The sequence below is a fragment of the Lysobacter enzymogenes genome, assembly GCF_023617245.1.
Taxonomy (GTDB): domain Bacteria; phylum Pseudomonadota; class Gammaproteobacteria; order Xanthomonadales; family Xanthomonadaceae; genus Lysobacter; species Lysobacter yananisis.
The window spans coordinates 5,943,067-5,963,053 of sequence record NZ_CP067396.1 but is presented as its reverse complement, the minus strand read 5'-3'; the positions used below and the strand labels follow the sequence as shown (position 1 = coordinate 5,963,053).

The 19,987-nt window shown below is 70.1% G+C and carries 16 protein-coding genes; 11 read left to right on the top strand and 5 right to left on the bottom strand.

What is annotated here, in order from left to right; all coding sequences use genetic code 11:
* The first annotated feature begins 6 nt into the window (after positions 1–6).
* The 3 genes from ttcA to JHW41_RS24840 all read left to right on the top strand — a co-directional run bounded on the left by ttcA (position 7) and on the right by JHW41_RS24840 (position 3,016).
* Positions 7–909: a tRNA 2-thiocytidine(32) synthetase TtcA gene (gene ttcA / locus JHW41_RS24850; protein ID WP_078996243.1), complete on the top strand. Its 903-nt coding sequence runs from the start codon at positions 7–9 to the stop codon at positions 907–909.
* Positions 910–1,077: 168 nt separating this feature from the next.
* Entirely contained in the window at positions 1,078–1,989 is a 912-nt protein-coding gene (locus JHW41_RS24845; protein ID WP_057945807.1) for a recombination-associated protein RdgC, read from the top strand.
* A gap of 232 nt (positions 1,990–2,221) precedes the next feature.
* The gene (locus JHW41_RS24840) at positions 2,222–3,016 is read left to right on the top strand and encodes a M48 family metallopeptidase (RefSeq protein WP_250448227.1); all 795 of its coding nucleotides are present in this window, start codon (positions 2,222–2,224) and stop codon (positions 3,014–3,016) included.
* Positions 3,017–3,286: 270 nt separating this feature from the next.
* Here the strand turns inward: JHW41_RS24840 and JHW41_RS24835 are convergent, their stop codons facing one another.
* Positions 3,287–4,153, bottom strand: coding sequence for an alpha/beta hydrolase (locus tag JHW41_RS24835; RefSeq protein ID WP_057945809.1), 867 nt, complete (start codon positions 4,151–4,153; stop codon positions 3,287–3,289).
* A 470-nt stretch (positions 4,154–4,623) separates the two neighbouring features.
* Entirely contained in the window at positions 4,624–5,616 is a 993-nt protein-coding gene (hemH, locus tag JHW41_RS24830; RefSeq protein ID WP_078996263.1) for a ferrochelatase, read from the bottom strand.
* Between the two features lie 388 nt (positions 5,617–6,004).
* Here hemH and JHW41_RS24825 point away from each other — a divergent pair, with 388 nt between their 5' ends.
* From JHW41_RS24825 to JHW41_RS24805, 5 genes are all read left to right on the top strand, one after another.
* Positions 6,005–6,934: a lipid-binding SYLF domain-containing protein gene (locus JHW41_RS24825; protein WP_428995431.1), complete on the top strand. Its 930-nt coding sequence runs from the start codon at positions 6,005–6,007 to the stop codon at positions 6,932–6,934.
* Positions 6,935–7,163: 229 nt separating this feature from the next.
* The gene (tatA, locus tag JHW41_RS24820) at positions 7,164–7,394 is read left to right on the top strand and encodes a Sec-independent protein translocase subunit TatA (RefSeq protein WP_057945811.1); all 231 of its coding nucleotides are present in this window, start codon (positions 7,164–7,166) and stop codon (positions 7,392–7,394) included.
* Positions 7,395–7,433: 39 nt separating this feature from the next.
* Positions 7,434–7,976: a Sec-independent protein translocase protein TatB gene (gene tatB, locus JHW41_RS24815; RefSeq protein WP_250448225.1), complete on the top strand. Its 543-nt coding sequence runs from the start codon at positions 7,434–7,436 to the stop codon at positions 7,974–7,976.
* Positions 7,963–8,748 carry a twin-arginine translocase subunit TatC gene (gene tatC / locus JHW41_RS24810; protein ID WP_078996264.1) on the top strand — a complete coding sequence of 262 codons (786 nt, stop codon included), beginning with the start codon at positions 7,963–7,965 and terminating at the stop codon, positions 8,746–8,748. The genes tatB and tatC overlap by 14 nt, the downstream gene beginning before the upstream one ends.
* Positions 8,745–9,440 (top strand): RDD family protein, encoded by a 696-nt coding sequence (locus tag JHW41_RS24805; RefSeq protein ID WP_250448223.1) that lies wholly within the window; start codon positions 8,745–8,747, stop codon positions 9,438–9,440. Before tatC ends, JHW41_RS24805 begins: the two co-directional genes overlap by 4 nt.
* 31 nt (positions 9,441–9,471) lie before the next feature.
* Here the strand turns inward: JHW41_RS24805 and JHW41_RS24800 are convergent, their stop codons facing one another.
* The gene (locus tag JHW41_RS24800; protein ID WP_250448221.1) at positions 9,472–10,404 is read right to left on the bottom strand and encodes a hypothetical protein; all 933 of its coding nucleotides are present in this window, start codon (positions 10,402–10,404) and stop codon (positions 9,472–9,474) included.
* Positions 10,405–10,474: 70 nt separating this feature from the next.
* Positions 10,475–11,200, bottom strand: a complete 726-nt coding sequence (locus JHW41_RS24795) for a glutamine amidotransferase (RefSeq protein WP_284499520.1) — start codon at positions 11,198–11,200, stop codon at positions 10,475–10,477.
* A gap of 127 nt (positions 11,201–11,327) precedes the next feature.
* On the opposite strand from JHW41_RS24795, the gene glyQ reads away from it, so the two are divergent.
* Both glyQ and glyS read left to right on the top strand, forming a co-directional pair.
* Positions 11,328–12,260: a glycine--tRNA ligase subunit alpha gene (gene glyQ / locus JHW41_RS24790; protein ID WP_250448219.1), complete on the top strand. Its 933-nt coding sequence runs from the start codon at positions 11,328–11,330 to the stop codon at positions 12,258–12,260.
* Between the two features lie 119 nt (positions 12,261–12,379).
* Positions 12,380–14,470, top strand: a complete 2,091-nt coding sequence (glyS, locus tag JHW41_RS24785) for a glycine--tRNA ligase subunit beta (protein WP_250448217.1) — start codon at positions 12,380–12,382, stop codon at positions 14,468–14,470.
* Between the two features lie 232 nt (positions 14,471–14,702).
* Here the strand turns inward: glyS and JHW41_RS24780 are convergent, their stop codons facing one another.
* Positions 14,703–17,435: a TonB-dependent receptor plug domain-containing protein gene (locus JHW41_RS24780; protein ID WP_250451270.1), complete on the bottom strand. Its 2,733-nt coding sequence runs from the start codon at positions 17,433–17,435 to the stop codon at positions 14,703–14,705.
* Between the two features lie 532 nt (positions 17,436–17,967).
* Between JHW41_RS24780 and JHW41_RS24775 the strand changes: the two genes are divergently transcribed.
* On the top strand, positions 17,968–19,974 hold the full coding sequence (locus JHW41_RS24775) for an autotransporter assembly complex protein TamA (RefSeq protein WP_250448215.1): 2,007 nt from the start codon (positions 17,968–17,970) through the stop codon (positions 19,972–19,974).
* The last annotated feature ends 13 nt before the right edge of the window (positions 19,975–19,987 follow it).

Below are 19,987 nucleotides of genomic sequence, written 5' to 3'. Positions count from 1 at the left end.
GGCCTGATGAGCACCGTCCTGCCCCTAGCCGAACCCATCCGCCGCGCCCGCGATGCCGCCGCTCCCGCCGATCCCGAGCGTCTCGGCGCGCGCCTGCGCCATCAGGTCGGCCGCGCCATCGCCGACTTCGGCATGATCGAGGACGGCGACAAGGTCATGGTCTGCCTGTCCGGCGGCAAGGACAGCTACACCTTGCTGGACATCCTGCTGCAGCTGCAGAAGAAGGCGCCGGTGAAGTTCGAGCTGGTCGCGGTCAACCTCGACCAGAAGCAGCCGGACTTTCCCGAGCACGTGCTGCCGCAGTACCTCGAATCGATCGGCGTGGCGTACAAGATCCTCGAGCAGGACACCTACTCGGTGGTCACCCGGGTCGTGCCCGAGGGCAAGACCATGTGCTCGCTGTGTTCGCGCCTGCGCCGCGGCGCGCTGTACACCTACGCCGCCGAGCAGGGCTTCACCAAGATCGCGCTCGGCCACCACCGCGACGATTTGGTCGCCACGTTCTTCCTGAACCTGTTCTTCCACGCCAAGCTCAGCGGCATGCCGCCCAAGCTGCTGTCCGACGACGGCCGCCACGTGGTGATCCGGCCGCTGGCCTACGTGCGCGAGGACGACATCGTCGAGTACGCGGCGGCGAAGCAGTTCCCGATCATCCCGTGCAACCTGTGCGGCTCGCAGGAGAACCTGCAGCGCAAGCAGGTCAAGCGGATGATGGACGCCTGGGAACGCGACACGCCCGGGCGCCTGGAGATCATCTCGCGCGCGCTCGGCGACATCCGGCCGTCGCAGCTGAGCGATCCCAAGCTGTTCGATTTCCTCGGCCTGGGACAGGCCGGCAGCGCGGCGTCGAAGCCGCCGGTGTGGCTGGACGAGGCCGGGTCCGACGATCCGGTCGCGCAGATCGGATGATCCGTCGCTGCATCCTCCCATCGTTCCCGCGCAGGCGGGAATCCAGGACTTTTCGTGCGGGAACGCATGAAGTCCGCGGACGCCCGCTTTCGCGGGAATGACGAAACCCGGCAGGCGCGAGCCCGCGACGCCGACTCCCCCTCCTCGATTTACTTTCCTGGTTCCCGAATGTTCTTCCGCAATCTCACGTTCTTCCGCTTCCCCACCACCCACGACCTGGCCGAGCTCGACAAGGGCCTGGAAGAGTGCCGGCTCAAGCCGGTCGGCCCGCTGGAGCTGTCCTCGCGCGGCTTCATCTCGCCGTTCGGCCGCGCCGACGAAGAAGCGGCCATCAGCAACCGCATCGGCAGCGCGATCTGGCTGACGGTCGGCGGCGAAGACCGTCTGCTGCCCGGCGCGGTCATCAACGACATGCTGGCCAAGAAGCTCGCCGAGATCGAGCAGAAGGAAGGGCGCAAGCCCGGCGGCCGCACCCGCAAGCGGCTCAAGGACGAACTCATCACCGACCTGATGCCGCGCGCCTTCATCAAGCCCAGCCGCACCGACGCGATCATCGATCTCGAACACGGACTGGTGATCGTCGACAGCTCCAGCCGCAAGACCGCCGAGAACGTGATCAGCGAGATCCGCCGCGCGGTCGGCAGCTTCCCGGCGCTGCCGCTCAACGCCGAAGTCGCGCCGCGCTCGATCTTGACCGGCTGGGTCGCCGGCGAACCGCTGCCGGACGGGATCATGCTCGGCGACGAATGCGAACTGCGCGACCCGGTCGACCAGGGCGCGGTGGTCAAGTGCCAGCGCCAGGAGCTGGAAAGCGACGAGATCGCCAAGCACCTGGAAACCGGCAAGCAAGTCACCCGCCTGGCGCTGAGCCTGGACGACCACGTCTCGTTCGTGATCGGCGAAGACCTGATCGTGCGCAAGTTCAAGCTGCTCGACGGCGCGGTGGACCAGCTCGAACACAGCGACGGCGACGGCCTGCGCGCCGAGCTGGACGCGCGTTTCGCGCTGATGAGCGCGGAGGTCAAGCGCCTGTTCGTGGTGATGGAGAAGGCGCTGAAGCTGTCGAAGGTCGAGGCCTGATTTCGCGCGCGGGTCGCGGATGCGGCGCGACCTGCCGCAACGCGGTCGCGGCTCGCGCCGCTCCTGCAGGGAGCGGCCGTAGCCGGCGTCTCGCCCTGTAGGAGCGGCGCAAGCCGCGACCGCGACACCGCGATTACGGCGAACCTCGCCCTTGCCCGCGTTGTGCCTGCCGCCGCAACGAAAAATCGCCGCCGCCTCGCGCTATGCTTCGCCCCATGGCGGTCCCACACCCATGACGAGCCTCCTGCGCCTGCTGACCGGCCGGCCGCCGGCCGCGCCGCGCACGATCTCGCGCGAGACCGTCGCCATCGTCCTGGCCAACGGCCAGCGCGTCGAGGTGCTGCGCGTGCGCGATCCGCGCGCGCGCCGGATCAAGCTCAGCGTCGACGAGCGCGGCCCGCGCCTGACCCTACCGCTGCGCGCCAGCGAGATCGCCGGGCAGCGCTTCGTGATCGAGCACGGCGACTGGCTGCTGGCGCAACTCGCGCGCGCCGGCACCGACGCGCCGGGGCTGCAGCCGCACCGCACCGAAACCCTGCCTCTGCGCGGCACGGAGGTGCCGTTGCGCTGGCAGGACGCGCGTTACCTGCGCATCCAGACCGGCGAGGACGCGATCGAGATCGCCGCGCCCGAAACCGTCGCGCTGAAGTCGCTGCAGCGCGCGCTGCGCGATTTCTACGAAGGCCAGGCCCGCGCCGACGTCGGCCGCTGGCTGCCGCGCTACCTGCCCGGGTTGCCGCGCGCGCCGGCGCGGTTGCGTTACCGGGTGATGTCCTCGCAATGGGGATCGCTGGCGCCGGACGGCGCGCTGTCGCTGGACCTGTCGCTGGTGCTGGCGCCGCCGGCCGCGTTCGAATACGTGCTGGTGCACGAGCTGTGCCACCTGATCCATGCCGACCACTCGCGCTCGTTCTGGCGCGAGGTCGAGCAGCGCTGCCCGCAGTGGCGGCTGCAGCGCGAGTACTTCCGCGACTCGGGCCGCGCGCTCAAGGCGCGGCTGCGCAAGCTGATCGCCGCGGACGAGTGACGCCGGCGCGGCGCCTGGGCGGATGCCGGCGCGGGATTGAACAAGGCCGCTTGCGGCCGCCGATGCGGCCGTGCGCTTCGAGCCGGCCGGGATGAGTCGATCGACCCATCCGAGCCGGTTTGCCCGAGTCGGTCGATCCCCGTCGAGCGATCCCGTTTGCGCGATCCTGATCGAGCGGTTCCGTTCGATCGATCCCGTTCGAACGATCCAGCCAACCGGCCGGGTCCCCGCCGGCTCGCCCCGGTCGGTGTCGCTAACGCAGCGCGCCGCTCAGCCGGCGAGGAAGCCGCGGAACAATTCGCCGACCACCGCCGGTTGTTCCATGTGCAGGTGATGCGTGCCCGCGCGCGTGTGCAACACGCCGTCGCGCAGCAGGCCCGCGCGCTCGCGCCGCAGCGCATCGGGCATGTAGCTCTGCGCCGGATCGGCCCAGATCATGCAGGTCGGGCTGTCGATCGCGCGGATCAGCGAACGCATCTGCCCTTCGCTCATGCGCTGGGCGCTGGTGAGGGTCAGGCGCGGGTCGCTGCGCCAGACGAAGCCGGCCGCGCCGGCGTCGCCGCGCACCGGGGCGATGCCGCGCTCGACCAGCAGCCGCGCCACCGGTTCGCTGAGGTCGTTGGCCATCATCCGCACCTTGATCGCGATGGCGATGTCGTCGAACACGCGCAGCTGCTTGGCGCCGACCGCGGCCATGCCGGCGAAGGCCTCGCGCAGGCGGGTGCCGACCCGCTCCTCGGGTTCGGACAGCGAGCCCAGCGCTTCGATCAACAGCAGCTTGTCCACGCGCTGCGGTACCGCCGCGGCGAGCATGCTGGCGGTGGCGCCGCCGAGCGAGTGGCCGAGCAGGTGGAAGCGCTCCCAACCCAGCGCGTCGGCCACCGCCAGCGCGGCGCGCGCGCCGGAGACCAGGGTGTATTCGGCCGCCGCCGGCAGGTGCGCGCTGGCGCCGTGGCCGGGCAGGTCCGGCGCGACCAGGTCGTAGCCGTCGAGCCACGGCGCCAGCGGCACGTAGCTGGCGGCATTGTCGAGCCAGCCGTGCAGCGCCAGCAGCTTGGGCGCGTGGCTGCGACCGTTGCGCAGGCCGGCGAGGCGGCCGAACACGGTATCGACGACGAATTCCTGCATTGCGGCCATCGCGGCATCCTGTAGCGAAACGGCGCCCGCGCGCGGGCGTTCCAACGGGTGGTGGGGACGGGCGCCGGCCCGGTCGGGCTCGCCCGACGCGGCGCGGACGATCCGCAGCGGTCGGCCCGCAACGCTTGGATTAGAGCAGCCCGGGTTAGAGCAGGCTCACCAGCCGGCGTCGAACGGCGCCCATGAGAGCACGCGCCGGTGACAACGCGCATCGGCCGCGGCCGTGGAACGTGCCGGCGCGCTCACTCGCGGCGACGCGTTTCGGGCAGCGGGCGCGGTGGCCGATGTCGAATCGACGCGTTCGCAGCCGGCGCGTATGGCATCGACGGGCTTCGCATCGACAGGCTTCGGAACGTTCGGACTTCGAATCGGCACGACTTCGGCAGGCCGTGGATCGCCGGGCTGACTCGCATCGGCCCGGCTCGCCCGGGATCGAGCGCTCGCGCAGCGTCGAAGCTGAAGCCGGCCGATTACGGATCGGCCGGCAGCCACCCGGCCAGCTCGCGCCGCACGATCCCGGCCAGCGCCTGCGCGTGCGCCGGCGATTCGTTGAGGCAGGGCACGTAGCGCAGCTTGCCGCCGCGCGCGGCGAAATCTTCGGCCAGCATCATCGCCACTTCTTCCAGCGTCTCCAGGCAGTCCACGGCGAAGCCCGGCGCGACCACGTCGACCTGGCGCACGCCGCGCGCGGCCAGCGCGGTCAGGGTGTCGGCGGTGGCCGGCTCCAGCCAGGGCTCGCGGCCGAAGCGCGATTGGTAGCTCAGCGTCCAGGCATCCTCGGCCAGGCCCAGCGCCTGCGCGATCGCGCGCGCGCTGGCCTCGCACTGGCGCGGATACGGGTCGCCGGCCGCGGCCAGCCGCTGCGGCAGGCCGTGGAAGGAGAACAGCAGATGTTCGCCGGGACCGTGGGCGGCGCGGTGGCGGCGGATCGATTCGGCCACCGCGGCGACCCAGTCCGGATCGGCGTGGTAGTCGTGGACCAGGCGCTTGTCCAGGCCCTGCGCCGCATCGAGCACATCGCCGACCGAGGCGGTGGTGGTGGTCGAGTACTGCGGATACAGCGGCAGCGCCAGCACCCGCTTGATCCCCTGTTCGCGCAATCGCTGCAGGGTCGCGCGCCACGACGGCTGGCCGTAGCGCATCGCGTGGATCACCCGCAGTTGCGGCAGTTCGCGCTGCAGCGCTTCGGCCAGGCGGCGGGTGTGCACCGCCAGCGGCGAACCTTCCGGCAGCCACACGCTGGCGTACTTGTGCGCGACCTTGCCGCTGCGCAGCGGCAGGATCGCGAAATGCAGCAGCGGGCACCACAGCCAGCGGCTCATGTCGACGACGCGACGGTCGTGCAGGAATTCGGCCAGATAGCGGCGCACGGCCGCGGTGTTGGCGGCGTCGGGCGTGCCGAGGTTGACCAGCACCACGGCGGTGTCGGCGGCGGGAGCGTCGTTGCTTGCGGTCGCGGGCATGCGCATAGGATGACATCCGCGCGCGGGCGAGGGGCATCGTTTGTTCGAATCGCCGGCATCGACGGCGCCGATGGACGGCCCGATGGACGGCCCGGCGGTCGGCCGCCGGCGCGGTTCGGCCCGCGCCGAAACCCCGGCGCCGCCCGCGCAGCGCGCCGCCCGCGGATCGCGCTCGCGCGGCGGACGGATCGGCGCGGCCGCGCCGGCGCGGCCTACAATGCGGCCGTCTCGCGCTCGCGCGCGGCCGCCCGTACAGCGTCAGTTCGGTGGCGATTCATCGCTTTCGCACTAGCTTGAACCGATCGCCGCCGTCGCGGTCTGTACGTCCGGTCGCCCGCGCAGGCGTCCTTATCCGCGAATCGCTCGCACCACACCGCCGGAGCCGTCCATGTCCCGTCCGCAGTCCCGCCTCCTGAGTCTGAGCCTGGCCCTGAGCCTGGGCCTGTCCGCCACCGCCGCCGTGGCCGGTCCCGATGAGGACCAGCGCGCCCGCGATGCGATGCGCGTGCTCGGCGACATCCAGCAGATTCCCGAATCGGCGATTCCCGACAAGCTGTTCGACGAGGCCCGCGCGATCGTGGTCGTGCCCGACACGCTCAAGGTCGGCCTGGTGTTCGGCGGCCGCCGCGGCCACGGCCTGGTGTCGGTGAAGAATCCCGACGGCACCTGGTCCAATCCCAGTTTCATCAAGCTCACCGGCGGCAGCGTCGGTTTCCAGGCCGGCGTGCAGTCCTCCGACATCGTGCTGGTGTTCCGCGGCGCGCGCGGCCTGGACTCGATCGTCAACGGCAAGCTGACCCTCGGCGGCGACGCCAGCGTCGCCGCCGGCCCGGTCGGGCGCACCGCCGCGGCGGCCACCGACGGTCAGCTCAAGGCCGAGATCTGGTCGTGGTCGCGCGCGCGCGGCCTGTTCGCCGGCATCGCCCTCGACGGCGCGGTGCTGTCGATCGACGATGCCGCCAACCAGGCGGTGTACGGCAGCGGCAACACCCCGCGCATGATTTTCGAGGGCCGCGCCAGCGGCCAGCCGTCCAACGCCGTGGTCGATTTCCGCGACCGCCTGGAAGAGGCCAGCGCGGCCGCGCGCGCCAAGCGCGTGGCCGAGGACCAGCGCCCGGAACTGGGCACCACGGTGTATCCCGCGCCCGGCGTGACCGTGGCCCCGCCGGCCGGCGCCGCGCCGACGCAGGCCGCGCCCGCCCATCAGCGGCTGGCGCCGGCCCAGCCGGCGCAACCGCAGCCGGTGCAGGGCCAGCCGGCGCCGTTCGAGAACGTTCCGGCCCAGCCCAACCCGGCCAAGGTCGAGCCGCTGCCCTGAGCGCGGCCCGCGGCGCGGCGGTTTCCCGATTCAGGCGGGACGCCGCCGCCGCACGGGCGTGCGGGCCGCGCCGCTGCGCCCGCCGCGTCGGTACACCGGCGTTCGCCGCGCCTGCGCGAGCGCCGCACCTTGCCGGTTCCGGCCGGTGGCGCAGCAGGACTTATGCCACATCGGCTTAAGGACGGTTGCGGTATCCTTGCCCCTTCATCATCGAGTAGCGAGCATCGTCATGGGCGCCTGGGGCATCGGTCATTGGATCATCGTCCTTGTGATTGTTCTGCTGGTGTTCGGGACCAAGCGCCTGGGCAGCGTGGGCAAGGATCTCGGCGATGCGGTGAAGGGTTTCAAGAAGGGCATGGCCGACGACGAGGACAAGCAGCCCGGCCAGCTCAAGGACGAGACGCGCAACAGCAGCGACAGCAATACGTCCGCGCGCAACGACGAGCGCAACCAGCGCTGATCCGGCGCCGCCCCGTCTCTTCCGCATAGCCACGCACGCATGTTCGACATCGGCTTCTCGGAAGTCTTCGTGATCGCGATCGTGGCCCTGATCGTGCTCGGGCCCGAGCGCCTGCCCAAGGCGGCGCGCTTCGCCGGGCTGTGGGTGCGGCGCGCGCGCGCGCAGTGGTATTCGGTCAAGTCCGAGCTCGAGCGCGAGCTGGCCGACGATGAGCTCAAGCGCAGCCTGCGCCAGGCCCAGGACGATTTGCGTTCGGCGCAGCAGCAGTTGCGCGACGGCGACCGCGCCCTGCGCGAAGGCGTGGACGATCTCAACCGCCGCGTCGCCGGCACCGGCGCCGCCGCTGCGGCCGCCGACGATGCCGCCGCCGCGCCGCGCGATCCGGCGGCGCTGGAAGATCAAGCCTTGGGCGACGGCGCCTCGAACGGCGCGGCTTCGGACCGCGCGGCCGCGTACGCCGCGCCCGCGCACGCCGCGGCCGACACCGCGCACGCCGAGCCGTCGCACCTGGACTACTCCGGCGCCAGCCAGCCCGACTACCGCCCCTCCACCGCACAGACGCCGAACGATGAGCGACGCTGATTCCCGCTCCGGCGATCCCAACGACTACACGCCCGAACCGCGCTTGCTCGATCACCTGATCGAACTGCGCGCGCGCCTGCTGCGCGGCGTGGCCGGCCTGATGGTCGTGTTCCTGGGCCTGCTGCCGTTCGCCAACAAGCTCTATCACTACCTGGCCACGCCGCTGCTGGCCAAGCTGCCGGCCGGCAGCCAGCTGATCGCGGTCGAAGTGGCCTCGCCGTTCGCCGCGCCGTTGAAGCTGGCGTTCTTCGCCGCGCTGATGATCTCGATGCCGTGGCTGCTGTACCAGGCCTGGGCCTTCGTCGCTCCGGGCCTGTACAAGCGCGAGAAGCGCCTGGCCCTGCCGCTGCTGGTCTCGGCGCTGGCGCTGTTCTACATCGGCTGCGCGTTCGCGTTCTTCCTGGTGCTGCCGTCGGTGTTCGGCTTCCTGGTCAAGGTCACCCCGGCGGGGGTGTCGATGATGACCGACATCAACGCCTACCTCGACTTCGTGCTGATCCTGTTCCTGGCCTTCGGCATCAGCTTCGAGGTGCCGGTGGCGCTGGTGATCCTGGCGCTGCTGGGCTGGGTCACGCCGGCCCAGCTCAAGGAGGCGCGCGGCTACGCCATCGTCGGCATCTTCATCGTCGCGGCGGTGATCACCCCGCCCGACGTGATCTCGCAGCTGATGCTGGCGATCCCGATGTGCGTGCTGTACGAGCTGGGCATCATCGCCGCGAAGTGGGTCGCCACCGAGCGCGCGCGTCCGGCCGACGACGCGTCCGAGCCGTGAACGCGCCCGGCGCGCCCGCCGGGTTCTGGCCGCGTTACCTGGCCTGGTCGCTCGACGCGGCCCTGGTCGCCCTCGCCACCTGCCTGCTCGGCGCAAACCACTGGCGGCTGCTGATCGCCGCCGCCGCGCGGGCCTGGGATGCGCTGAACCAGCGCGTGGCCGATGCGATGGCCGCCTCGGCGCTCGACGACCTGGCCTTCGGCGGCTTCCTCGGCCGCCTCGGCGCCGACCCGCAGGTGCATGCCGCGGCCGCCGCGGCGACCGCCGCGCTGCTGTCGCTGGTGCTGGGCTGGCTGATGGTCTACGCCGTGCTCGGCTTCGCGCTCGAAGTCGCCTGCATCGCCTTCACTTCCTGGCGCGCGACCCCGGGCAAGCGCGCGCTGGGCCTGTACGTGGCCGCGCGCGACGGCGGCGAACTCGGCGCCGGACGCGCGGCGCTGCGCTACCTGGGCGGGTCGCTGTCGTGGCTGAGCTTCAACATCGGCCACCTGGTGGCGATGGCCAAGCCCGAGCACCTGGCCCTGCACGATCGCCTCGCAGGCGCCAGCGTGCGCCGCCGCGGCGGCGCCGGACTGCCGCCGTGGGGCTGGGCATGGCTGCTGCTGCAGCTCGCCGCGGCGCTGGCCGCGTGCGTGTGGCTGGCATGGACGATGCAGGCGAGCCTGGACGAAGCGCTGTACGCCGCGCTGTGAGCCGCGCGGCAACGCGCGCGACAAGCCGCGCTCAGGCCTCGAAGCGATCCTGCCGCGCCGGCGGTTGCGGCGTCGCGCCGCCGGCCGCCGCGCCGTCGCCGTCCTGGGCGAACACATCGCGCCAGGCGTAGTAGCAGGTGCCGCACATCACCACCAGGAAGGCCATGCCGTAGGCGGTGAACAGCACCCAGGCGAGCAGGTGGCCGAGCATTGGCGTCACCGAGGCGCCGAGCACCATCACCACCAGCGCGGCGACGCTGACCAGCAGGCCGGCGAGCATCGCGCCGAGCATGAACAGCATGGTCGCGAACAGGTACGAACCCAGGTTCCACAGCGAGGCGCCGAAGCTGCGCTTGACCGCGTCCGACAGGCCCAGCCCGGAGAACATGATCTGCGGCACCGACACCAGCACCACCGCGGTGCTGAAGTAATAGAACAGCAGCTGCGCCAGCGCGACCAGCGCCGGTTGCTCGGCGGTCGGCACGGTGCTGATGCGGCCGGTGATCGCGCCGCGCACCATCTCCTGGTACTGCGCCCAGAAGTCCTCGCCGGTGGCCCACAGCAGCAGCGAGCCGCAGATCAGCGCCAGCGCGATCTGGATCAGGCCCAGCAGCGCCAGCGGCAGGGTGCGGTGCAGGCGCAGCGGCGCGAACAGGTCGCGCGCGCGCACCGGGCGGCCGTTCTCGGCCTCGCGGATCACGTGCATCAGCCCGCCCAGCAGCACCGGCAGGACCAGCGCCGCGGCCAGCATCGCGATCGCCAGGATCCGGAACAGGCCTTCCAGGTCGGGCTCGCCGCCGAGCCGCAGCGGCATCGTGAACACGTACATCACCAGGTACAGCACCGCGATCAGCAGCAGCGCGGCGCCGAAGATCGCGCGCGGATTGCGCGTGCCCAGGTTGATCGCGCGCAGCAGCCATTGCGCGCCGTGGGTCAGCGGCACCTTGCGTATCGACGGGGTCATCGGATCGGTTCCGGGCATGGCGAAGCGGGCGGGCGTGGCGGAAGCGGCGGCGCCGGCGCGGCGGGCACGGTCAGCGGCCGTGCAGCGCGCGGGCGTGGCCGACGAAGCGGCGCAGCACCCGGCGCGCATGCGGCGCCGCGCTGATCTCGCGCGCGACCGTGCGCGGGCACAGGCCTTCGTTGCGCAGCGCGTCCTGGCGCGCGCGCACGTAGCCGCGCATGTGGCCGGCGCTGAATTCGGGATGGAACTGCACGCCCCAGGCGCGCTCGCCCCAGCGGAAGGCGTGGCAGGCGTCGTGGCTCGAGCGCGCCAGCACGGCCGCGCCCTCGGGCGCGCGCAGCACCGTCTGCAGGTGGGTGGCCTGGGCCGGGAACCGTGCCGGCAGGCCGGCGAACAACGGATCGGCCGCGGCGGTGGGGTGCAGTTCCAGGTGCACCGTGCCCATCTCGCGCCCGCCCGGGTGGTTGCCGACTTCGCCGCCGAGCGCGTGCGCCAGCAACTGGTGGCCGTAGCAGATGCCGAACAGCGGCAGCCCGGCGTGGGCGGCCTCGCGCAGCCACCGCGCGCTGCGCTCGCTCCATGGCGCGCGGTCGGTGACCATCGCGCCCGAGCCGGTGACGATGGCGCCGGCGAACCCCTCGCGTCCGGGCAGGTCCTCGCCGGCCTCGACGTTGACCACCACCGCCTCGTCCCGGCCCAGGCCGGCGGCGACGCGGATCCAATGCGGGAAGCCGCGATGGCGGCGCATGGAGGGGACCGGCTGGCCGGTCTCGAGGATCAGGAAGGGCGGCTTCACGGGGCGCTGGCGGGTACGGCCGGGTCCGGCGGGGGAGGGCCAATGATGGCCCGACTCGGGGGAAAAGTCCTGAAATTTCAGGGCTCGCCGCTATACTAACCCGCTTTGCCGCAGCGCAGACGAGACCATGAGCGCGACCGACGCACCGACCACCGCGATCACCTTCCAAAGCATGATCCAGCGCTTGAACGCCTACTGGGCGGAGCGCGGCTGCGTGCTGATCCAGCCGCTGGACCTGGAAGTCGGCGCCGGCACCTTCCACCCGGCCACCTTCCTGCGCGCGCTCGGCCCGGAGCCGTGGAACGCCGCCTACGTCCAGCCCAGCCGCCGCCCCACCGACGGCCGTTACGGCGAGAACCCCAACCGCCTGCAGCGCTACTACCAGTACCAGGTGGCGATGAAGCCCAGCCCCGACAACATCGTCGAGCTGTACTTCGATTCGCTCAAGGCGCTCGGCGTGGACCCGCGCGTGCACGACCTGCGCCTGGTCGAGGACAACTGGGAATCGCCGACCCTCGGCGCCTGGGGCCTGGGCTGGGAAGTCTGGCTCAACGGCATGGAAGTGACCCAGTTCACCTACTTCCAGCAGGCCGGCGGCATCGAGTGCAAGCCGGTGCTCGGCGAGATCACCTACGGTCTCGAGCGCCTGTGCATGTACCTGCAGAACGTCGACAACGTCTACGACCTGGTCTGGACCTACGGCCCGGACGGCACGCCGGTGACCTACGGCGACGTCTACCACCAGAACGAAGTCGAGCAGAGCGCGTACAACTTCGAGCACGCCGACGTCGAAGAGCTGTTCCACCGCTTCGACGCCTGCGAGAAAGAAGCGCAGAAGCTGATCGACCTCGGCCTGCCGCTGCCGGCCTACGACCAGGTGTGCAAGGCCAGCCACAGCTTCAACCTGCTCGACGCGCGCCGCGCGATCAGCGTGACCGAGCGCCAGCGCTACATCCTGCGCGTGCGCCGCATCGCCCAGGGCGTGGCCGAGGCCTACTTCGCCCAGCGCGAGAAGCTCGGTTTCCCGGCGCTCAAGCAAGCGAACGCAGAAGCCGCCTGACCTCATGAAGCCCCTCTCCCGCTCGCGGGAGAGGGGTTGGGGTGAGGGTTCTACCCGCATCGTCGAAACTTTCCCGGCGCCGTCCGCAGGACGCGCGGCGACACCGCAAAGGCCACCGCATGAGCACGACCCAACCCCTCCTGATCGAACTGGGCACCGAAGAACTGCCGGTCAAGGCGCTGCCGGGCCTGGCCCAGGCCTTCTTCGACGGCGTGCTCGACGGCCTGCACAAGCGCGGCGTCGGCTTCGACCGCAACGGCGCCAAGCCGCTGTACACCCCGCGCCGCCTGGCCGTGCTGTTGAACGCGGTCGACACCCGCCAGCCCGAACAGCGCAGCGAGGTGCTCGGCCCCTACCTCAACATCGCGCTGGACGCCGACGGCCAGCCGACCAAGGCGCTGCAGGGCTTCGCGGCCAAGGCCGGGGTCGAGTGGACGGCGCTGGAGAAGACCAGCGACAACAAGGGCGAGCGCTTCGTCCACCGCGCGGTCAAGCCCGGCGCCGACACCGCCAGCCTGCTCGGCGAGATCGTGCGCGAGGCGCTCGCGGCGATGCCGATTCCCAAGCCGATGCGCTGGGGCGACCACGACTACGGCTTCGCCCGTCCGGTGCACTGGCTGGTGGCGCTGCTGGGCAAGGACGTGGTGCCGGCGCAGGCGCTGGGCGTGAGCAGCGACCGCATGAGCCGCGGCCACCGCTTCATGCACGACAAGCCGGTGTGGTTCAGCGCGCCGCAGGACTACGTCGAATCGCTGCGTGCCGCGTTCGTGCTGGTCGATCCGGACGAGCGCCGCGAGCGCATCGTGCGCGAAGTCGAGGCCGCCGCGAGCGCCGACGGCGGCCGCGCGCGCATCGACGAGGGCATCCTGGAAGAGGTCAACGGCCTGACCGAATGGCCGGTGGCGGTGGCCTGCGGCTTCGAGCGCGAATTCCTCGCGGTGCCGCAGGAAGCGCTGATCGCGACGATGGAAGCGAACCAGAAGTTCTTCCCGGTGCTCGACGCGTCGGGCCAGCTGACCGAGCGCTTCGTCGGCGTGGCCAACATCGAGAGCCGCGACGTCGCCGAGGTGCGCAAGGGCTACGAGCGCGTCATTCGGCCGCGATTCGCCGATGCGAAGTTCTTCTTCGATGAGGACCTGAAGCAAGGGCTGGCGTCGATGGGCGAGGGGCTGAAGACGGTCAAGTATCAGGACAAGCTGGGGAGCGTGGCCGATAAGGTCGCGCGGGTGACGGCCTTGGCGCGCTCCATCGCCGCGCAGGTCGGCGTCGATCCGGAGCAGGCCGCGCGCGCGGCGTCGCTGTCGAAGAACGATTTGCAGTCGCGCATGGTCAATGAGTTTCCGGAACTGCAGGGTATCGCCGGGCGGTACTACGCCAAAGCCGCCGATCAAAGCAGCGAAGTTTCCGATGCGATCGACGAGGCCTACATGCCGCGTTTCTCGGGCGATGCGATCGCGCCGTCGCCGCTGGGTCGAGTCGTCGCCATCGCCGAACGCCTCGATACGCTGGCGGGTGGTTTTGCCGCGGGATTGAAGCCGACGGGCAACAAGGATCCTTTCAGCTTGCGTCGCAACGCGTTGGGGTTGGCGCGCACTCTGCTTGAAGGCGGATTGGATCTTTCGTTGCAAGGGCTGCTCGACGAAGCGATCAAGCTCCAACCGGTGCAAAAGCAGGGCGGTAGCGGCGATCCGTTCGGCCTGTTCGAGCTAAGCGAATTCGTCTACGACCGCTTGCGCAACTATTACGGCGAGCGCGGTATCGTAATGGCGCAGCTGGAGGCAGTGAGCGCCGTCGCCCACGGTTCGCTGCTCGACTTCGACCGCCGCCTCACCGCCATCGCCGAATTCGCCAAGCTCCCCGAAGCCGAAGCCCTCGCCGCGGCCAACAAGCGCAGCCGCAACATCCTCAAGAAGGTCGAGGGCGAAGTGCCCGACGCCATCGACCCGGCGCTGTTCGCCGAGCCGGCCGAGCGCGAGCTGGCCGAGGCGGTGGATGCCGCCGTTGCCGACACCGATCCGCTGCTGGCCCGGCGCGACTACGTCGCCGTGCTCGGTCGCCTGGCGCGGCTGCGGCCGCAGGTGGACGCGTTCTTCGACAAGGTCATGGTCAACGTCGACGACGCGGCGGTGCGCAACAACCGGTTGGCCTTGCTCAAGCGCTTGTCCGACCGTCTGGGCAGCGTGGCGGCGATCGAGCATTTGTCGATCTGACCGCTCGCCGCGCGTGCGCGGCGGCCCCCTGTAGGAGCGGCGCGAGCCGCGACCGCGGTAATCGGCGTGCGGCGAAAGATCGAAGTGTGGGGTGGCGTCGCGACCTGAGCGAAGAGCGTCGGGCCTGAAGGCCCTTCCACGGGGAAGGCGGGGCACTGCGCGGCAACGAAGGGCCCCACGCAAACAAAAAGCCGGCTTTCGCCGGCTTTTCGTTTTTCCGCGACGCGCCCGCTTACTGCGAGCTGGCGCCGAACTTCCAGTTCACCTCGACCATGTACGAACGGCCGTAGATGTTGTAGTTCAGCGAGTTGTAGTAAGGGTAGACGTCGAAGGTCTTGTCGCGCTGCGGCATCTTGTTGAACAGGTTGTTGACGGTGAAGCTCAGCGACAGGTCGTCGCCGAACTCGTAGCTGGCGCTGCCGTTGAAGCTCAGGTGCGCGCGCATGCGGCCGGCGTTCTCGGCCGAGTAGCCGGCCGGGTCGACCTGGGCGGCGTAGTTCGGGGTGCTGCCGTAGCGCACGCCGTACAGGGTCGTGGTCCACGGGCCCTTGTTCCAGCTCAGCGAGGCGCTGCCGATGCTCTTGAACTCGGACGAGTAGAACGGCTCGCGCAAGTAGTCGATGGTCGGGTCGCCCGGGTACTGCTGGTTCTCGTGCTTCAGGGTCACGTTGTAGTTGGCGCCCAGCGCGAACGAGCCCCAGATGCCGGTCTCCCAGCGGTAGTTGAGCTTGGCGGTGAGGCCGCGAACTTCTTCCTTCGACACGTTGATCGGGTTGGTGCGCACGCTGTCGAGCTGCAGCGGCACCGGCGCGTCCGCGGGCAGGCGGGTGATGCGCGCGAGCGCGTCGGCGCAGGTCGGCGAGTTCGCGTCGAGCTGGCCCAGGCGGCAGGCCGATTCGTTGCGCAGCACCGCGTCGATGTTGAGGTCGTTGACCTCGTCGTCGATCTTGATGTTGTAGTAGTCCACGCTGACGTCGAAATTGCCGCTCGGCGCCCACAGAATGCCGGCGCCCCACGACTTGGCGGTGATCGACTTGAGGTCCTTGGCGCCGCTGCGGCGGCCGGACACCGATTCGGCGTTGTAGGTGCAGTTGCCGATGCTTTCGTCGGGTTCCTCGGTCGCGCAGCGGTAGTAGTCGACCACGCTGGTGTAGTAGCCGCTGTCGCCGGCGAACACGTAGGCCATGTCCGGCGCCTTGAACGCGGTGGCGTAGTTGGCGCGCAGCAGCAGCGACTGGATCGGGCGGTACTCCAGGCCGATCTTGTAGGTGCCGTCTGAATCGGAACTGGCGCCGACGTTCTTGTACTTGTCGTAGCGGCCCGACAGGCTGGCGGTGAGCTGGCTGAAGATCGGCACGCGGAACTCGACGCCGAGGGCCTGGTTGCGGCGCTTGCCCTGGCCCTGGGTGCCGGTGAGGCTGAAGAAGTCGCCGGCGACCACGCGCGGGTCGGTCGGGTTCTTCCACGACTGCTCGCCGGCCTGCAGCACGGTGGCGAATCCGACCGCGCCGGCCGGCAGGTGGAACAGCTCGGTGTTGGTCAACTGCAGGTTGAAGTTCTGGGTCCAGGTCTCGGACTTGGTGCGGATGATGTCGGTGATGCTGTTGAACTCGGCCGGGGTCAGCGCGCGGTAGAAGCCGCTGTCGTCGGTCGGCGCGTACACCGGGTAGGGGCCGACGTGGTCGATCACCGGGCCGAGGAAGCGGCGCTCGAAGAAGTCGTCGGCGGCCGCGCTCAGCAGCCAGCGCTGTTTGCTGTCGACCTTGTACTGCGAGCGGGCGAAGTAGGCGTCGTAGTTCCAGTTCGATTCGCCCAGGCTGCCGCGGCCGCCGAAGGCGAGGTTGTAGGAGTCGCTGGTCTGGCGCTCGTTGGTGGCGTCGACGTCGCCGGTTTCCTCCGGCGCGAACACGCGCTGGTAGGTTTCGTAGCGGCCGCTGGTGTCGTTGTAGAAGATGCCGTTGGTGTCGACCGAGGTGGTCCAGAAACGGGTGCCGGGGTTGGCCTCGGACTTGTTGTGGCCGACCAGCAGCGTGCCGTACAGCTCGGTGCGGTCGTTGAGCGCGTAAGAGGCGTTGAAGTAGCCGCTGAGGTCGCGCTTGCGGTTCATGATGGTGAGGTAGCCGACGTCCTCGCGGCTGCCGCAGTAATAGCCGCGGCCCGGGCGGAAGTCGCGGGTCAGGGTGCCGTTGAACAGGTTGCCGAGGGCGCCGCAGGCCGCGCCCGGATCGATGTATTCGTTCGGCAGCACGTCGGCGTTGATGCGCACGAAGTTGCGCGAGCCGTAGCGCGCGTCCGGATCGGGATTGTCGTTGGTCGAGTCGATGCGGCGGCGGTCGTAGCCGTAGATCGGGTCCTGCATGCTGTACTGCAGGCCGTAGGTCAGGCTGAAGGGGCCGACCTCCTTGCCGCCGATCAGCTGCAGGCGCGCGTTCTCGCCGCCGCCGCCGTCGTAGCCGCCGAAGCGGAAGTTCAGGTGGGTGCCGTCGACGCGCTTCTTGAGGATGATGTTGACCACGCCGGCGATCGCGCTGGAGCCGTAGATCGCCGACTGGTTGCCCGGCGCGATGTCGATGCGCTCGACCATCGCGGTGGGAATGCTGGCCAGGTCGGTGAAGTTGCTCTGGCCGTTGTAGAGCAGCGGATAGTCGGCCATCGGCCGGCCGTCGATCAGCACCAGGGTGAAGCCCGGGTCCAGGCCGAGCAGGCTGATCGGCTCGGCGTTGGTGGTGAAGCCGCCGGTGAACTGGCTGTCCTGCACCGCGCCGGTCGCCAGCGGCTGCGCGCGCAGCACGTCGTAGACGTCCTTGAAGCCCTGGCGCTTGATGTTCTCGGCGCTGATCGAAATCACCGGCGTGGCGGTCTCGATTTCGCTGCGCGGAATCAGCGAGCCGGTGACGGTGACCTTGTCGATCTCGGTCGGCGCAGAGGACGGCGCGGCGTCCTGGGCGCGGGCGGGGGCGGCGATCGCGGCGGCGGTGAGGGCCGCGCCGATGGCGGCGGTCAGCAGATGGCGGTGCACGGTGTCGGAGCTCCTGGGTTCTGGGCGGCGCCGCGGCAGCGGGCGCACCTGGGGGACGATTCCATGGCATGGGAGATCGCAGGGCCGACGCGGCGCAGGCATGGCGCAGCGGTGCCGAAAAAGCAGAATGAGCGAGTCCCCGATGCCGAAATTACGCGTTGCGAACGGTCGTACGCAATACGTCTGCGCGGAATGCGACCCGTGTCCGCAATCGATGCACAAAAGGTAGGGGGATGGCCTTTATTTGCGTTGCGCACCGGCATCGGGCGAGGCGGGCGGACGCGAACGGCTTGCAGCGGATTCGCCCTCCGGCGTTCGCCGGACGGCGCGGTGCGCCGTCGTTGCGCGCATCGCCCGGCGCGCGCTGCGCGGAAGCGGCGCGGCGTGCCGTCGCGGCGGCATCACGCATTGTTGACGCGCCCTCGTGTTGTTAAAAATTCTTAAGCAATACAAGCCGTTACCGGTTATCCTCCGTGCCATGCGATCGATCCCCCGTCTCTTCCTCGCCGGCGCCCTGGGCCTCGGAGCCGTCGGCGCGGCCCAGGCGGCCAAGGTCGAAAAAGTCGATATCCACGGCCTGGACGAGGCGATGACCAACAACGTCCGGGTCTCGCTGTCGTTGGTGGACAGCATCGGCAAGGAAGTCTCCGGGCGTCGCCTGGGCTATCTGCTGCGCGAAGCCGAGAACGAGACCCGCGAGGCGCTGGAGCCGTTCGGCTATTACTCGCCGACGATCAAGGTCGAGGATTCGCGCGGCACCCGCCTGATCGCCACGCCGTCGACCGACACCGCGGCGCAGGCCCGCGACGACGATCGCGGCGCGCCGGGCGAGCGCGACGGCGCGGCCGCGAACGCGAACACGAACGCGAACGCGAACGAAGCCGAGGCCGGCGCGAACGCCGCCGGCGGGGCCGGCGACGGCGCAAGCGATGCGCCCGCCGCGGCGCCGGCGCGCGGCGGTTCGTCCTCGCCGCCGATCCGGGTCACCATCACCGTCGACAAGGGCGAGCCGGTCAAGGTGCGGCGCTCGGACATCGCCATCCTCGGCGCCGGCAGCGACGACCGCTATCTCAACCAGGACCTGGCCGCGTTCCGGCCCGGCCCCGAGCAGGTGTTCGACCACGCGGCCTACGAGGCCAGCAAGACCAAGATCAGCCGGCGCCTGGCCGAGCGCGGCTATTTCAACGCGGATTTTTCTTCGCGGCGGGTGGAAGTCACGCGCGCGCAGCACGCGGCGGACATCGACCTGGTGTGGACCAGCGGCCAGCGCTACGACATGGGCGCGATCAGCTTCGAGCAGACGCCCAAGCGCATCATCCGCGACAGCCTGCTGCAGAAGCTGGTGTATTGGGAGCAGGGCAGCTACTACCACCAGGGCAAGCTCGACCGCTTCCGCGAATCGCTGGCGCGGCTGGATTATTTCTCCAGCATCGACATCGAACCGCTGCCGGACCAGGCGAGCGACGGGCAGGTGCCGGTCAAGGTGACCCTGACCCCGGCCAAGCGCAGCATCTACACCGCCGGCGTCAGCTACGGCACCGACAGCGGCGCCGGCGTGCGCCTGGGCGTGGAGCGGCGCTACGTCAACGACCGCGGCCACAAGGCGCTGGCCCAGGTCGACTTCGCCCAGCGGCGCAAGACCGCGACCCTGCAGTACCGCATCCCCGCATTCGCCTGGCTCGACGGCTGGTACACCTTCAGCCTGCAGGGCAGCGACGAACAGACCGACTACATCGATTCGCGCCGGATCGAACTGGTCGCCAGCCGCAGCGGCAAGATCAACCAGCACTGGACCGCGACCGCCTCGCTGCACGGCCTGCGCGAGCGCTGGGCCTATTACGACGAATTCGACGACGACCCGGAAACGCGCCAGAACTACCGCACCGCGACGTTCCTGTATCCCTCGCTGCGCGCCGAATACGTCGACGTCGACGACAAGCTGTATCCGCGCAAGGGCATCAGCGCGACCGGCCTGATCCGCGGCGGCCTGGAAGCGGTGGGTTCGGATGCGAACTTCATCCAGGCCCAACTGACCGGGCGCTGGTTCAAGGGCCTGGGCGAGCGCAGCCGGTTGATCGCGCGCGGCGAGATCGGCCACACCTTCACCAACTCGCTGACCGACATGCCGCCGTCGCTGCGCTTCTACGCCGGCGGCGACCGCAGCATCCGCGGCTACGAGTGGCGCGAGGTCGGCCCGCGCATCCCGCCGGCGGAAGGCCGCAAGGCCTATGCGCTCGGCGCCAAGAACGTGGTCACCGCGAGCATGGAGTACGAGCACTACGTCAACGAAAGCTGGGGCGGCGCGGTGTTCGTCGACAGCGGCAGCGCGTTCGACGACCAGAAAGACCTGAAGATGCGCACCGGCGTCGGCGTCGGCGTGCGCTGGCGTTCGCCGGTGGGCCCGCTGCGCATCGACATCGCGCGCGGCCTCGACGACCCGGATTCGGGTTTCCAGATCTACCTCAATATCGGCGCCGACCTGTAAGGCGCGCACAGGA

Excerpts from the sequence above, each read along its gene's own strand:
- glyQ (WP_250448219.1), top strand. The coding sequence starts at position 11,328 with ATGAGCGCGACCGACGCACCGACCACCGCGATCACCTTCCAAAGCATG.
- tatA (WP_057945811.1), top strand. The coding sequence starts at position 7,164 with ATGGGCGCCTGGGGCATCGGTCATTGGATCATCGTCCTTGTGATTGTT.
- JHW41_RS24775 (WP_250448215.1), top strand. The coding sequence starts at position 17,968 with ATGCGATCGATCCCCCGTCTCTTCCTCGCCGGCGCCCTGGGCCTCGGA.
- JHW41_RS24840 (WP_250448227.1), top strand. The coding sequence starts at position 2,222 with ATGACGAGCCTCCTGCGCCTGCTGACCGGCCGGCCGCCGGCCGCGCCG.
- ttcA (WP_078996243.1), top strand. The coding sequence starts at position 7 with ATGAGCACCGTCCTGCCCCTAGCCGAACCCATCCGCCGCGCCCGCGAT.
- glyS (WP_250448217.1), top strand. The coding sequence starts at position 12,380 with ATGAGCACGACCCAACCCCTCCTGATCGAACTGGGCACCGAAGAACTG.
- JHW41_RS24845 (WP_057945807.1), top strand. The coding sequence starts at position 1,078 with ATGTTCTTCCGCAATCTCACGTTCTTCCGCTTCCCCACCACCCACGAC.
- tatC (WP_078996264.1), top strand. The coding sequence starts at position 7,963 with ATGAGCGACGCTGATTCCCGCTCCGGCGATCCCAACGACTACACGCCC.
- hemH (WP_078996263.1), bottom strand. The coding sequence starts at position 5,616 with ATGCCCGCGACCGCAAGCAACGACGCTCCCGCCGCCGACACCGCCGTG.
- JHW41_RS24835 (WP_057945809.1), bottom strand. The coding sequence starts at position 4,153 with ATGGCCGCAATGCAGGAATTCGTCGTCGATACCGTGTTCGGCCGCCTC.
- JHW41_RS24825 (WP_428995431.1), top strand. The coding sequence starts at position 6,005 with ATGTCCCGTCCGCAGTCCCGCCTCCTGAGTCTGAGCCTGGCCCTGAGC.
- JHW41_RS24800 (WP_250448221.1), bottom strand. The coding sequence starts at position 10,404 with ATGACCCCGTCGATACGCAAGGTGCCGCTGACCCACGGCGCGCAATGG.
- tatB (WP_250448225.1), top strand. The coding sequence starts at position 7,434 with ATGTTCGACATCGGCTTCTCGGAAGTCTTCGTGATCGCGATCGTGGCC.